We start from the raw sequence: 13,364 nt of genomic DNA, 5'->3' as shown, positions 1-13,364 counted from the left end.
GCCTTGGAAGCTTTTATAGCGAGTTCAGCTTCTTTTCGATGGCTTTTTGAATGCCTTCTGCGTCCAACCCTACACGTTTTAGCATGGAAGCATGGCTAGCATGTTCTTCATATTGATCTGGAAGACCAAGGTGAAGCGTTGGAATGTTTATGTTGTTCGCAATTAGGAACTCACTCACTGCTGAACCTGCTCCGCCCATGATGGCGTTCTCTTCAACGGTCACGATAAGTTTTGCATCACAATGAGCCAGTAGCGCTTTCTCATCAATTGGTTTAACAAAGCGCATGTCGATCAAAGTTGCGTCTAACTTATCCGCTGCTTTTAGTGCATCGTAAGTAGGGCGACCAAAACCGCAGATGACAATGCCAGATTGCCCAGTTCGTAGCGTACGAGATTTGCCTATCTCAAGAGTGCTTAATCTTGACTCAATGTCGACACCTTGACCAGTTCCTCGCGGATAACGCACGGCAGCGGGGCCTTTGTATTCGTAGCCTGTTTGTAGCATTTTACGGCATTCGTCTTCATCAGAAGGCGCCATAACAACCATGTTTGGAATGCAACGAAGGTAGCTTAAATCGTAAACGCCAGCATGAGTTGGACCGTCTTCACCGACTAATCCTGCTCGGTCAATGGCGAATAAAACATCAAGGTTTTGCAAAGCGACATCGTGGATAAGCTGATCGTAAGCGCGTTGCAGAAAAGTCGAGTAAATTGCGACAACGGGTTTAACGCCATCACATGCCATGCCAGCGGCTAATGTCACTGCGTGTTGCTCTGCGATAGCAACATCGAAGTAACGTTCAGGAAAGCGGTCAGCAAATTCAATGAGGTCTGAGCCTTCTTTCATGGCTGGTGTGATAGCCACAAGCTTATTGTCTTGTTTTGCCGCATCACATACCCATTTACCAAAGACATTACAATATTTCGGTAGTTTGCTTTTCTCTACGTTCGGTTTCGGATCGGGCTCGATCTTGTTAATAGCGTGATAGCCGATTGGATCGCCTTCAGCTGGCTCAAAGCCTTTGCCTTTCTTAGTAATGACGTGCAAGAACTGAGGGCCTGAACGATCTTTTAAGTTAGCAATGGTGGTTAATAAATGGTCCATATCGTGGCCATCAATCGGTCCGATATAGTTAAACCCCAACTCTTCAAACATCATGCCCGGCGATACCATGCCTTTCATGTGTTCTTCGGCTTTACGTGCTAGCTCGAGCGCGGAAGGCAGCCCGGAAAAGACTTTTTGTCCGCCTTTACGAATATTGTCGTAGGTTTTACTTGCCCAAATTCGAGCAAAATAACTGGATAAAGCGCCAACAGGTTTCGAGATAGACATTTCGTTGTCATTTAAAATGACCAACATGTCAGCTTTCACATCACCTGCGTGATTAAGTGCTTCGAATGCCATACCTGCAGACATTGCACCATCGCCAATGATAGCAACAGCCTTACGGCCGGTTTTTAGTTGTCGCGCAGCGAGAGACATACCAAGTGCTGCGCCAATCGACGTGCTGGAATGACCAACACCAAACGTATCGTATTCACTTTCATCGCGTTTTGGAAAACCGGATATGCCGCTTTCTTGGCGAATATTTAGCAAAGCCTCACGGCGCCCGGTTAAAATTTTATGCGGGTAGGCTTGATGGCCAACATCCCAAACAATGCGATCTTCTGGCGTGTTGTATAAATAATGAAGGGCAACAGTCAGTTCTACGACGCCAAGACCCGCGCCAAAGTGACCGCCAGTTTGTCCGACACTATAAAGCATAAATTCTCGTAATTCGCGGACAAGCGTGGGCAATTGCTCTTTTTTAAAGGCACGCAAGTCAGCAGGTGAGTTGACTTGATCAAGCAGCGGCGTGTCAGGTCGCGCGGTAGGTATCTCTTCGAACATCGGCACAGGTTTGGTCACATTTAATTAGTCTAAAAAAGCGGGTAAGTATATCAGTGGTTACGACCAATAATATAGTTCGCAAGCTCAACTAAAGGCTGAGCTGCGTCTCCAAATGGTGAAATTGCTGTAATGGCTTGTTCATGCAGACTCTTAGCAAGAGCTTGAGCGCCTTCTAAACCAAGCAGTTTAGGGTAAGTTGGTTTGTTTGCCTCTTCATCAGAGAACTGGGTTTTGCCCAGTGTTGCTGTGTCACTGGTGATATCAATGATGTCGTCTTGAACTTGAAACGCCAAGCCAATCGCTGCAGCATAAGTATCTAGAGCCGCAAAATCCGCTTCGCATATGGCGCTACTATTAGCAGAGGTGCTGATGGCGCCCATACGAATACTGGCTCGTATAAGTGCGCCCGTTTTATGTTGATGCATTTGTTCTAATTCATCAATGTTGATGTTTTTGCCCACATTGGCTAGATCAATCATTTGTCCTGTAACCATACCATGACGGCCAGAAGCTTGAACGAGTTCTTGAATTAATTGTAGTTGTACTTTGATGTTTTGGTGTTTTGAATCGCTCAATAGTTCAAAGGCAAAAGTCTGCAATGCGTCTCCAGCCAGTATAGCGGTCGCTTCGTCGTACTTTATGTGGCAAGTCGGTTTACCACGACGTAGGTCATCATCATCCATTGCTGGGAGGTCATCATGAATCAAAGAATAGGCGTGGATAGATTCAATCGCAGCGGCGCTGGCGTCAGTAAGATCATTTGCCTCGCCAAATAAGGATGCTGCGGCATAGGTCAACATAGGACGAATGCGCTTGCCACCGTTAAAGAGACTGTATGCCATAGCGCTTTGTAAGTGTGTAGCGGGTTCGTATTGGCTTAAACTTTGTGTAAGGTAATCATCAACTCTATGGCGAGCGTATTGAGAAAAATCGTCTAAATTCACGAATTTAATTCCGGATCAAAAGTTTCTAGGTGCTCACCATCTTGTTTTTCCAGCAGTATTTGAACTTTTTGTTCAGCTTGGGTGAGAACGGACTGACATTCTTGACTAAGCTTAACGCCTTTTTCAAAGGCTTTTAGTGCCTCTTCAAGAGATAGCTGATTGGATTCAAGTTGTGTGACAAGCGAGTCTAATTCACTGAGGTTTTCTTCAAAATGACGGACATTGGTTTTACGGGACATGATGATTACTCTTGTTTGAACCTACGTTTTGTAACAGAAAATGACCTACTGTTCGAGGGCGTGTTAACGAAAATTACAAAAATCATGTAAGAAGATGTCATTCTTCCGCTTTGTTTCGTATAGAATCATTAAAATGTATCGGTCGCATTATAGCTTTTTTGTTAGGAGACGTGTGTGGATATCGCAACGTTAATAGGACTTGTTGGATCTTTTATAGTAATTATTGCCGCCATATTTGTTGGTGGATCAGCAGGGATGTTTATAGACACCGCGTCAACGCTGATTGTATTAGTTGGATCTACCTTTGTTGTGTTGATGCAATATCCTTTAAGTCAATTTCTTAGTGCTGGTAAAGTTGCTGCAAAAGCCTTTATGTTTAAAAGCATTCCATTAGACACATTGATCGATGAGATCTACGGTTTAGCGGATGAAGCGCGTAAAGGTGGTTTGCTTTCACTAGAAGGCAAAGAAGTCAGCCATCCTTTTTTATCAAAAGGCATTCAAATGCTAGTGGATGGTCATGATGGCAATGTCGTGAGAAGCCAGTTGTCTAAAGATATGAACCAATCTTATTACCGCCATAGCGCTGGAGCGAAGGTTTTTAAAGCTTTTGGTGATGTTGGTCCGGCGATGGGAATGATAGGGACATTGGTTGGTTTGGTGCAGATGTTGGCAAACATGTCGGACCCAAAAGCAATCGGTCCTGCAATGGCGGTTGCCTTGCTGACTACGCTTTATGGTGCCATGTTAGCTAACATGGTGTGTTTACCTATACAGGCGAAGTTAAATATTCGTGCTGATGAAGAATTGACCTGTCAGAAGTTGATTTTGGATGCTTTGCTTGCTATTCAGTCTGGTCAGAACCCACGTATTTTGGATGGCGCACTGAAGACGTACATAGCGGAAGGTAAGCGAACTGAGCGTGAATAATATTTTTGTTGTAAACGGATTCGATAATGAGTGATGAAGAAGAGTCAGATTGCCCCGAATGTGTAGAGGGTTTACCTGCTTACATGGGAACCTTTGCGGATCTCATGTCTTTATTGATGTGTTTCTTTGTACTTTTACTGTCTTTCGCTGAAATGGACGTTATCAAGTTCAAGCAAATTGCAGGGTCATTGAAAGTGGCATTTGGTGTGCAGCGTGAAGTAGAAGCTGAGTCTATTCCAATGGGAACCTCAGTTATTGCTCAGGAATTTAGTCCAGGGCGCCCTGAGCCTACGCCGATCAATGAAATCAAGCAAAAAGCAGACAGTACGCCAGAGAATACGTTAGAGGTTATTTGCAAGCCCGGTGATGCCGAGCTTAAAGAGCAAAGTAACTCTGGTTCACCTTCGCCTGTTACCTTTGTTGATAAATCTCATGCAGACCTTGAAAAAGAGAAGAAAATTCAAGAAACAGAAGGTGATGCTCAAATGATTGCCTCAGTGATGCGGGAAGAGATCTCCAAAGGCACGGTGGAGATTGAAACCCAAGAGCAGACCATTACGATTCGGATTAAGGATCAGGGCTCGTTTGAGTCGGGTTCTGCTGAATTAAATTATGACTTCATTCCGGTGATTGATTTGATTCGTGATGTGTTGGTTGGAATTCAAGGTACTATTTCTGTTGAAGGACATACTGATAATGTGCCAATAGGAAGCGGGCGTTTCCGTTCTAACTGGCAATTGTCATCGGCTCGAGCTATTTCTGTCGCTGAGGAACTATTTTCGACAGGGCAGCTTGATCAAGGTCGATTTGCCGTAACAGGTTATGCTGATACTCGCCCCTTGGTCCCTAATGATACGTCTGCGCATCGTGCTACCAACCGACGTGTAGAGATTGTTATTAAGCAAAATGACACCTCTCGTCCCAAAATGCGTAATACGGTGGATGAGATACCTTCAGATGGGGTTATTGAGTTTGATAGAAATATGGTTGAAGAATTGAAACCAAACGAAATATTTTAATCAATTTTTCTATTGCCATAAAAAAGGAGCGTCGGCTCCTTTTTTATGCTTCGAGATATGTCTTATTGATTTTTAATGCTGAGATTCAAGTGAATTTTTGCTATGGTTTGCGCAGACAAAATTGAGGAAGTAGATAAATGCGAGTAGCAGTCATTGGCGCATCAGGGCGCATGGGAAAAAATCTAATCACCGCCATTCATGATGCCAAAGGTGTATCTTTAGGTGCAGCCATTTTAAAACCGGGCAGTAGCTTGGTTGGTGCTGATGCTGGCGAGATTGCTGGAGTTGGTAAGTTGGGGGTTGCAGCTGTAGCTTCACTGGCTGATTGTGTGAATGATTTTGATGTTTTGATTGACTTCACCACACCGACGTTAACTTTAGAGAATGCCGCTTTTTGTGCTAAACAGCAAAAAGCCATCGTTGTCGGGACAACGGGTTTAAGCGATGCTGAAAAAGCCAAGTTAAACGAAGCTGCTCAGCAGTCACCGGTGGTTTTTGCACCTAATATGAGTGTTGGCGTGAATTTGACCCTTAAGTTGCTTGCTACTGCCGCGAAGATTTTGGGCGATGAGTATGATGTGGAGATAGTAGAAGCGCATCACCGTCACAAAGTTGACTCTCCTTCTGGTACGGCATTGCGAATGGGTGAAGTGGTTGCAGAAGCATTGGGTCGTGATTTGAAAGAATGTGCTGTTTACGGCCGTGAAGGTCAGACTGGCGCTCGTACTCAAAAAGAAATCGGCTTTGAAACCATCCGTGCTGGTGACGTAGTTGGTGAGCACAGCGTGTGGTTTGCTACCGAAGGTGAGCGTATTGAGATTGTTCACAAGGCAAGTAGTCGTATGACTTTCGCGAAGGGGGCGGTGCGTGCAGCAAGCTGGTTGGAGGGTAAGTCGGCTGGTATGTATGATATGCAGGATGTACTTAATCTGAAGTGATACTTTTCACGATTACTGTGCTCGGCAATACTTTGTTAAAAACAGACTCAAAATACTCATTTATAACCCATAAACTCCGTTTTTTCGTCTGTTTTTGCCTCGTCTTGCCTTTGCTCGTGACATCGTGAAAATGTCTCAAAAATAATAGAATGATAAACCTGATTTAAACAAAAATGGCCGCAAATTTGCGGCCATTTTTTTATCTATTTTTAATTTTAAACTGATGCATCGGGTGAATTGATATCTAGTAAAGGTGCAGCGTCTAGATTTTCTGCATCCATCATCATCGCAATGCGTTGTAAGGATGCAAGAACTTGAGTTTGCTCCCAGCCTTCTAGTGAGTCGAATTCATCAATGAATTTCTCGTGCAACAACGGCGGTGTGGTTTTAAGAATTTCCATACCTGTGGTCGTTAACCGAGCATTGACGATACGCTTGTCTTTTTGCCCTCGAACTCGTTCCACGTATTTTCTATCTTCTAAGCGATTCAATATGGTCGTCACAGTTGCTTGACTTAGGGACACACTGTCGGAAATTTTTCGCACAGTAACGTCGCCTAGTTCTTCAATAGAACGAAGCACCATGATTTGCGGAATCGTTAATCCACAGGCTTTTACAACGCGTTTTGATTGTAAATCCGTGGCACGAATAATGCGTCGTAAGTGGACAAGAACATCGTGTAAGTGTTGTGGTGAGTCTGGCATAGCTATTAATTAATCCAAAAAAATTTTACGGATTATATGATTTTGTTTTGATCTGTAAAAGCTTAGTTTGAGAAATATTACAGTTCAAAGTATAGGTGTGTTTTTCCATTTTGCCAATATTTTCGAAATAGCCACTAGAAAAACACACCTAGCTTAACGTTCTTTTAGCTCATCGAATGCAGCGATAGCGGCTAATCTAGCTGGTTTATAATCGATAATTGGCTCTGGGTAATGGCATTGTTTTCTTTGTTCTGGCTTAGGGTCATGAATGGATTTTGCATCTAGTTTGGCGAGTTCAGGCACAAAGCGACGGATGAAATCGCCGTTTTTATCATAGGTCTGCGATTGTCTGGTTGGATTGAAGACTCGGAAGTAGGGGGCAGCATCACAGCCAGTTGATGCGCTCCATTGCCAGCCGCCATTGTTGGCAGCGAATTCACCGTCAATTAATTTGCTCATAAAATAGGCTTCGCCTCTGCGCCAGTCGGCAAACATTAGCTTGGTAAAGAAGCTAGCAGCCACCATTCTTAAACGATTGTGCATCCAACCCGTTTGGTTAAGCTGACGCATGGCCGCATCAACAATAGGAAAACCTGTTCTGCCTTCGCACCATGCCTGAAACTCTTCCTCGTTTTGCCGCCAAATTAATGCGTTTGTTTCTGGCTTGAACGGTTGGCTCTTACAAAGAAAAGGAAAATGCGCCATTAGCTGACGATAGAAATCACGCCATGCAAGCTCCTTTAACCAAATACTGTCTTGCCAGCGTCTTTCCTCTTGACTACACGTGTAGAAAATCGCTTCCAGACATTGTCTTGGACCTAAAGCGCCTAGTGCAAGATAGGGCGATAAAGTACTGGTGGCTGGCTCAATAGGATAGTCTCTACCTTCTTGGTAATGACGTTCTTTGTGGTGACAAAATTGCCAAAGTTTTTGCCTGGCTGTGTCGTGATCAGCAGGCCATAAATCCTCTCGGAAGGGCTTTTCCCACGTTAGGTCCAAACTGGGTTCTGGCAAGGCTTTAGCCTGTGGATCAGGCGTTGGTAGGGGGGTTATATCTTGCTGAGCAAGCATGGCAATCCATCGATTAAAGAATGGTGTGAAGACCTTGAATGGTGTGCCTTGCTGGCTGAGCACATCTTGCGGAACAATAATATCTGTTGCCTGAATGTGAGTGCTTATCTGGTGTTGCTGTAATTGTTCGCATACCGCTTGATCGCGCTGTTGCTCGTGAATAGGTAGGTCACGGTTGAACCAAAGGTGTTTGATATTATTACTGAGACAATATTCTGTGATGGCATTTGGAAGCTGATCAAAGGTATCTGTCTCAAGGACATGCATTGGAATGCCAAGCGTTGCCAACGTCTTTGCTAGGTTTTTGATTAGCCCAGCACGAAGCCCATTCTTAGCGTCTGATTCGTTATGCTGTGCCCATTGTTTTGGTGTGGGAGTGACTATAACGGCAATGCCTTCTTTAGCTGAATTCGCTTCTAAAGAAGCAAAATAAAGAGCCGGATTATCTAGACAGCGAAGGTCGTTTCTTAACCAAACCAGATGTGTAATCTTCATTCTATTGCGTTACCTTAAACCGTATTACGGATGCCAAGAGGCGATGGATAGGGGATGAAATAGCTTTGCTCATTGATGTATTCACTGCCGTAATGTTTTAGGTAGTGATGGAGCAAGGTGACAGGCGTGGCAAGATTCACTTCGCCACGACGGTACTGCTCAACTACATCCAAAATATCTTTTCGAACGGACACATCCACCGCATGTTTTAAGTAACCCACAAGATGCATGAGCACATTACAGTGATTTTTACGCTCTGCTGGTTTTGACAGGGTTGTCATCAAAATTTCAAAGTACGCTGTTTTTAATTCGTTAAAGGGTCTTGGGTCATTACCTGAAAGCATACGTCCTAGCTTGCGATAAATCGGTTGAGAATGCGCCATGACCATATATTTATAACGGCTATGGAAAGCAATAAGGTCTTTCATTTGAGCGTCTTCGCCCATACTGTGACGAAAATCATGGTGAGTGAAAACGCGCAATAAAAAATTCTCTCGTAACGCTGGGTCATTTAAACGACCGTCTTCTTCCACTGGTAATAATGGATAGCGTTGTTGTAGTGCTTTGGTAAAAAGTCCTGCACTTCTTTGCATGTGAGGGTGACCGTTTTCTTGATAAACCTTTATACGTTCCATGCCGCAGCTTGGGGATTTTTTCATCAAGATGTAGCCATCCAAATGTGATAGATTTTCCAAATATTTGTTAGATGCCGCCATGAATACCTCAGAAACATCTTCTTCAGAATTTTTGCTGAAGACCATTCTTGGTTCGTCTGGATTGCCTTCTAGGCGCAGAGTTGGGCGAGGTGTACCAAACCCTGCGGCCACTTCTGGGCAAAATTTTTGATAATCAAAATAATGGCTGAGTACTTTGTCGCAATAATCAGAATGGCTATGTCCGCCGTTATATCGTACATTTTCACCTAATAAACAGGCGCTAATTCCGACAGGAATCTTATGTGTTAACTGATCTGGTGATGGTTGAGAATGTGGCATGAATGAATCCTCCAAAAGACAAGATAGTTTGTTATTTCGCGTCTTCTATATGCTTAATAAGAAAGTGTGCGCTGAGCAGTGCGCCTTCAGCATCACCTTGGCATAACCAGTCACCGGCTAGTCCTACATTATGTTCTGATGACCAAGCAAAAGTGTTGTTGCCTTTGTTTTCGGCAAACCTGCTAAGGAACCAACGATGTGGATCACCATGTTTTAAAACTCTATGTTCAGTTATTTCCGCAAAAGCTTGTAGCAATGTTTGAGTGACCCATTCTTTATCTGAATCAAGGTGCTGCTTTGTCCAGTTTGGATCGGATTGGATAACCCAACGGTCTATTTTTTCGCTATGACGCAGTGGCTTGTAGTTGTCTTTTATCATGCGTTTTATTGGAGAACCTTTAGGCTCAATCAATGCATTCAAGTCACATGGCTCTGTTTCTAACCACATAGCCCATTGTGAATCATAAGAAGCGCTAGCCTGATTCGCTCTGAGTAAGAGTACAGCTAGCTTTTCGTGCGAAGCCAGTATTGATGCGGCTTGTGGTGCTGGCGCTGCAATAATAATTTTTTTCGCAATTACAACGGGCTGATATTTATCATCTCTCAATAGCCAGCTTGGCTGATCATCGCCTTTTTGTGTGATCTGATCCAAATGATGGATACGAGTACCTGTAATGAAGTTTGCATTCTGAATCCAGTGACGGGTAATAGCACTCATTTTTGGTACACCGACAAAAGCTTGAGAGCCGGTTTTACTAAGTTGTTTCCATGGTGCTGCTACATGCTCTTCGGTGAGCTGTTTGAAGAGTGCGAGGGTGTCTGGGTGTTTGGCAACAATATAAGGTGTACCCAGGTCACAGCTGATGTCACCGTCTAGTCTTTTGCTACTAGCTCGACCGCCACTGCCGCGGCTTTTGTCTATGATACAAACGGTTTGTCCTGACTGGGATAGCAAATATGCACATAGGCTGCCAGCTAGGCCAGCGCCAACAATGGCGATGTCAAAGGTTGGGGTGTGAATTTGACCGGTAGTTAATGTGTTCATCTTATTTTTCCCAGTGTTCATGTTGCTTTTCTTATACAATATAGAAAATCGTATAAGAAAAGCAACTATCTTGTACAAAAAAATATTTGTATAGTTTTTTATTGTGTAGTCTTTGGTAGTTATAGAAGTTTAGGTCACAATAGGTTTATTGCCTTAGATGAATGATGATTTATTGGAAAAATGTATGAGTCAGCCAAATCAAAATGCGGAAGCAAAAAAACAAGATTCTTTAGATGAATTAGCGTTATTGGATAGCTCTGAATACTTTCCTATTCGGGAGTTATCTCTAAGAACCGGGGTGAACTCTGTTACATTGCGAGCTTGGGAGCGACGTTATGGCTTGCTAAAGCCGAAGCGAACTGACAAGGGCCATCGATTGTATGACCAAGGCGATGTACAGCGAGTAGAAGGCATATTGCGCTGGATTCAACAAGGGGTGGCTGTCAGTAAGGTGCGAGCTCTGCTGGAGAAAGGCGCGATGCTTGATAGTGTTGTACCGTCGAATGAATGGCTGGAATGGCAAGGGGCCTTGGTTAAAGCGGCTGAGTTTTTTCAAGAAGACAAAATTGAGCAGATGTATCAGCAAATCTTTTCTCAATACCCTGCTGATATTGCCATACGAGATTGGTTGTTGCCAAGCTTTGAGCAGTTAGGGAAAGGCGCACCCTTAGCATTTTGCGAGTCGGTCTTGCTATCATGTTTAATGGCTCGTGTAAGCAACTTTAAAGGGCAAAAAAAGAATGTGCCAAAGGTGTTGATTGCCGGATTAGCTTCACAGCGTAGTATGTGGTGTTACATGGCTGCAGCTATTTTATTGGATAAAGGCTTGTCCTGCTGTGTCGTTCCAAATGTACAGCATAGTAATGATTGGTCTAGCTTAGTTGAAGGTGTTCAGGCTCAGTCTGTATTGGTTTTTTGTGAAAATGAATTGGGTAATAAAGCGGAGGAGTTGATACATCAAATGCAGCAATGGCAACGCCCAGTGGCAGTTATTGGCGCGAGTTTTTGGTTGGCGGCTCATGACTCTAACATGACGGATCTTGGCGAGGTCAAAGTCTACTCTGAGGCGTTAGAAGGTGTGATTAATTTCATGGATCAAACTGTAAGATGAGAAAAGTAAAAAACTATTAAGTGGATATCTATAATATATTTTTCTTATTGTTAGCTTGGTTTTACTCTTCTTCTATCAAATAAAACAAAGAAGGAGATTTAACATGGCTAAGACAATGACTTTTGCAGTTATGCACTTTTCTATCGCGTTCTCTGTCGCATATCTCATTACGGGGAGTTTGTTGGTAGGTGGTTTAGTCGCTATCGTAGAGCCTGCCATTAATACCGTAGCGTTTTATTTCCATGAGATTATCTGGAACAAAATCCAACAAGCGGACGTTGCATCTGAGTTGAGTAAGACAATTCAAACAGCAGGAGAGAATTACGCGTTAAGATCGATGTGATTTTTTGTCGCTATAAGTTTTCTACCGCTATAAAAAAGAAACCCCACCAGCGCAGGGCGCTAGCGGGGTTGGTGCCTGTATTGCCAACACTTAAATTATTTAAGTGTTACTTCATAGGGTTGATCAAGAAGTACAGCACAACCGCAACCGCGATTGGTGCCGTGAACTTCATAGAGAAATTCCATAGTTTGAATACAGTTTCAGATAGGTTTAGTTCGTCCTGTGCAAACTTGTTCTTAACAATCCAGCCAGAGAATAGAGCAATAAGAATTCCACCCAATGGCAGCATGATGTTCGCTGTAATGTAATCTAGGAAATCGAAAGTGTTTTTGCCGAAAAAGGTTACATCAGACATAAAGCTGAATGAACCTAGGCAAGCAATACCCAATCCCCATACTACAATGCCTAAGCTAATAGACGCTGTAATACGTTTCATTTTGAAACGTTCTACTAAGAAGGCAACGGTTGGTTCTAGCAAAGAAATAGCAGAAGTCCATGCCGCTACGCCAACTAAGACGAAGAACAAAACACCGAACAACTGACCGAAAGGCATTTGACCAAAAGCAACTGGCAAAGAGATAAACATCAAGCCAGGGCCTGCCGCAGGATCCATTCCGTTAGAGAAAATGATTGGGAAGATAGCCAAGCCAGCAACCAAAGCAACAAGCGTATCTAATGCGCCAATAGCCAATACCGTTTTACCTATAGATGCATCCTTGGTCATGTAAGAGCCGTAAGCCATGATGGTTCCCATACCCAAAGATAGGGTAAAGAACGAATGGCCTAGTGCAATCAAAGCCGCATTCCAGGTCAGCTTGCTAAAGTCAAACTCGAACATGAAATTCCAACCTTGCGCAAAACCGCCAGTTGTCATCGCATAACCAAGTAGGATGATGAGTAATACAAACAAGGCTGGCATCATGATGCGAGTTGCCGTTTCAATACCTTTATTGATGCCTGCTGCAACCACAACTACCGTCATAATGCTGAATAGTGTATGCCAAGCTAAAAGTGTTGCAGGGTCTGCAAGAAGAGCACCGAAAGCTGCGCCTGCATCATCAGATGAAATGCCATTCATTTCACCCGTTAGCATGGCTTTAATGTAATAAAGTACCCAACCACCAACGACAGAATAAAATGAAAAGATAAGAACGCCAGACAGCATTCCCATTAAACCTATTAAACCCCAAGAGCGAGTGCTACCAGATTCTTCAGCGACGTCACTTAAAGCATTAATTGGGTTTTTGCGTGCACGACGACCGATAAACACTTCGGCCATCATAATAGGAATGCCGACCAGCAAAATACAAACCAAATAAACCAGAACAAAAGCCCCACCGCCGTTTTCACCAGTGATGTAAGGGAATTTCCAGATGTTACCTAAGCCTACAGCGGAACCTGTCGCCGCCAAAATGAATATCCATCGACTCGCCCAGGAGCCTTGGATAGATGTTTTATTTGTCATAGTTATCTCTAAATGATTGAAAGCAAAATATATCAACAGCGATCGGAGCTGGTTTTTTTACCCATACCAATGCTTCCCACTTCACCAGCATGAATGAATGCTGGTAAGCAAAACTCCGAATAGGGGCGGGATTTTCCGAATTTCGATGCAGATATGCAACAAAAAATGTTCTTT

The 13,364-nt window shown here is 43.5% G+C and carries 13 protein-coding genes; 5 read left to right on the top strand and 8 right to left on the bottom strand.

Features of this window, described 5'->3' with window-relative positions:
* Positions 1–13 precede the first annotated feature (13 nt).
* From dxs to KPL72_RS07030, 3 genes are read right to left on the bottom strand one after another with little or no spacing between them, the layout of a single operon-like run.
* Positions 14–1,891, bottom strand: a complete 1,878-nt coding sequence (gene dxs / locus KPL72_RS07040) for a 1-deoxy-D-xylulose-5-phosphate synthase (RefSeq protein ID WP_219702345.1) — start codon at positions 1,889–1,891, stop codon at positions 14–16.
* Positions 1,892–1,941: 50 nt separating this feature from the next.
* Complete coding sequence (locus KPL72_RS07035; protein WP_219702297.1) at positions 1,942–2,835, bottom strand: polyprenyl synthetase family protein; 894 nt, start codon at positions 2,833–2,835, stop codon at positions 1,942–1,944.
* Entirely contained in the window at positions 2,832–3,074 is a 243-nt protein-coding gene (locus tag KPL72_RS07030) for an exodeoxyribonuclease VII small subunit (RefSeq protein WP_212918001.1), read from the bottom strand. Before KPL72_RS07030 ends, KPL72_RS07035 begins: the two co-directional genes overlap by 4 nt.
* Before the next feature lie 174 nt (positions 3,075–3,248).
* On the opposite strand from KPL72_RS07030, the gene pomA reads away from it, so the two are divergent.
* The 3 genes from pomA to dapB all read left to right on the top strand — a co-directional run bounded on the left by pomA (position 3,249) and on the right by dapB (position 5,961).
* Positions 3,249–4,004, top strand: coding sequence for a flagellar motor protein PomA (gene pomA / locus KPL72_RS07025; protein ID WP_212918002.1), 756 nt, complete (start codon positions 3,249–3,251; stop codon positions 4,002–4,004).
* 26 nt (positions 4,005–4,030) lie between these two features.
* The gene (locus KPL72_RS07020; protein ID WP_219702296.1) at positions 4,031–5,023 is read left to right on the top strand and encodes a flagellar motor protein MotB; all 993 of its coding nucleotides are present in this window, start codon (positions 4,031–4,033) and stop codon (positions 5,021–5,023) included.
* A 137-nt stretch (positions 5,024–5,160) separates the two neighbouring features.
* Positions 5,161–5,961 carry a 4-hydroxy-tetrahydrodipicolinate reductase gene (dapB, locus tag KPL72_RS07015; RefSeq protein ID WP_212918004.1) on the top strand — a complete coding sequence of 267 codons (801 nt, stop codon included), beginning with the start codon at positions 5,161–5,163 and terminating at the stop codon, positions 5,959–5,961.
* A 215-nt stretch (positions 5,962–6,176) separates the two neighbouring features.
* On the opposite strand, the gene KPL72_RS07010 is transcribed toward dapB, so the two are convergent.
* The 4 genes from KPL72_RS07010 to KPL72_RS06995 all read right to left on the bottom strand — a co-directional run bounded on the left by KPL72_RS07010 (position 6,177) and on the right by KPL72_RS06995 (position 10,271).
* The gene (locus tag KPL72_RS07010; protein WP_212918005.1) at positions 6,177–6,665 is read right to left on the bottom strand and encodes a MarR family winged helix-turn-helix transcriptional regulator; all 489 of its coding nucleotides are present in this window, start codon (positions 6,663–6,665) and stop codon (positions 6,177–6,179) included.
* 153 nt (positions 6,666–6,818) lie between these two features.
* Positions 6,819–8,231, bottom strand: coding sequence for a deoxyribodipyrimidine photo-lyase (gene phrB, locus KPL72_RS07005; protein ID WP_219702295.1), 1,413 nt, complete (start codon positions 8,229–8,231; stop codon positions 6,819–6,821).
* A gap of 14 nt (positions 8,232–8,245) precedes the next feature.
* Positions 8,246–9,226: a YbgA family protein gene (locus KPL72_RS07000; RefSeq protein WP_219702294.1), complete on the bottom strand. Its 981-nt coding sequence runs from the start codon at positions 9,224–9,226 to the stop codon at positions 8,246–8,248.
* A 31-nt stretch (positions 9,227–9,257) separates the two neighbouring features.
* A complete protein-coding gene (locus KPL72_RS06995; protein WP_219702293.1) occupies positions 9,258–10,271 on the bottom strand; it encodes an NAD(P)/FAD-dependent oxidoreductase in 1,014 nt (337 codons plus the stop codon).
* A 184-nt stretch (positions 10,272–10,455) separates the two neighbouring features.
* Here KPL72_RS06995 and KPL72_RS06990 point away from each other — a divergent pair, with 184 nt between their 5' ends.
* Together KPL72_RS06990 and KPL72_RS06985 are read left to right on the top strand one after the other, a co-directional pair.
* Positions 10,456–11,382: a MerR family transcriptional regulator gene (locus tag KPL72_RS06990; RefSeq protein ID WP_249422132.1), complete on the top strand. Its 927-nt coding sequence runs from the start codon at positions 10,456–10,458 to the stop codon at positions 11,380–11,382.
* Between the two features lie 103 nt (positions 11,383–11,485).
* Positions 11,486–11,725: a DUF2061 domain-containing protein gene (locus KPL72_RS06985; protein WP_212918010.1), complete on the top strand. Its 240-nt coding sequence runs from the start codon at positions 11,486–11,488 to the stop codon at positions 11,723–11,725.
* Between the two features lie 106 nt (positions 11,726–11,831).
* Here the strand turns inward: KPL72_RS06985 and KPL72_RS06980 are convergent, their stop codons facing one another.
* Positions 11,832–13,190, bottom strand: a complete 1,359-nt coding sequence (locus KPL72_RS06980; protein WP_212918011.1) for a sodium-dependent transporter — start codon at positions 13,188–13,190, stop codon at positions 11,832–11,834.
* Between the last annotated feature and the right edge of the window lie 174 nt (positions 13,191–13,364).

The organism is Marinomonas lutimaris (genome assembly GCF_019426345.1).
GTDB classification, from domain to species: Bacteria; Pseudomonadota; Gammaproteobacteria; order Pseudomonadales; family Marinomonadaceae; genus Marinomonas; species Marinomonas lutimaris.
The sequence above is the reverse complement of the archived record's forward strand: the minus strand, read 5'-3'. Positions and strand labels throughout refer to the sequence as shown.

Coding starts and splice junctions, on each gene's coding strand:
- KPL72_RS06985 (WP_212918010.1), top strand. CDS start 11,486: ATGGCTAAGACAATGACTTTTGCAGTTATGCACTTTTCTATCGCGTTC.
- phrB (WP_219702295.1), bottom strand. CDS start 8,231: ATGAAGATTACACATCTGGTTTGGTTAAGAAACGACCTTCGCTGTCTA.
- KPL72_RS06995 (WP_219702293.1), bottom strand. CDS start 10,271: ATGAACACATTAACTACCGGTCAAATTCACACCCCAACCTTTGACATC.
- dxs (WP_219702345.1), bottom strand. CDS start 1,891: ATGTTCGAAGAGATACCTACCGCGCGACCTGACACGCCGCTGCTTGAT.
- KPL72_RS06980 (WP_212918011.1), bottom strand. CDS start 13,190: ATGACAAATAAAACATCTATCCAAGGCTCCTGGGCGAGTCGATGGATA.
- KPL72_RS06990 (WP_249422132.1), top strand. CDS start 10,456: ATGAGTCAGCCAAATCAAAATGCGGAAGCAAAAAAACAAGATTCTTTA.
- dapB (WP_212918004.1), top strand. CDS start 5,161: ATGCGAGTAGCAGTCATTGGCGCATCAGGGCGCATGGGAAAAAATCTA.
- KPL72_RS07010 (WP_212918005.1), bottom strand. CDS start 6,665: ATGCCAGACTCACCACAACACTTACACGATGTTCTTGTCCACTTACGA.
- KPL72_RS07020 (WP_219702296.1), top strand. CDS start 4,031: ATGAGTGATGAAGAAGAGTCAGATTGCCCCGAATGTGTAGAGGGTTTA.
- KPL72_RS07000 (WP_219702294.1), bottom strand. CDS start 9,226: ATGCCACATTCTCAACCATCACCAGATCAGTTAACACATAAGATTCCT.
- KPL72_RS07030 (WP_212918001.1), bottom strand. CDS start 3,074: ATGTCCCGTAAAACCAATGTCCGTCATTTTGAAGAAAACCTCAGTGAA.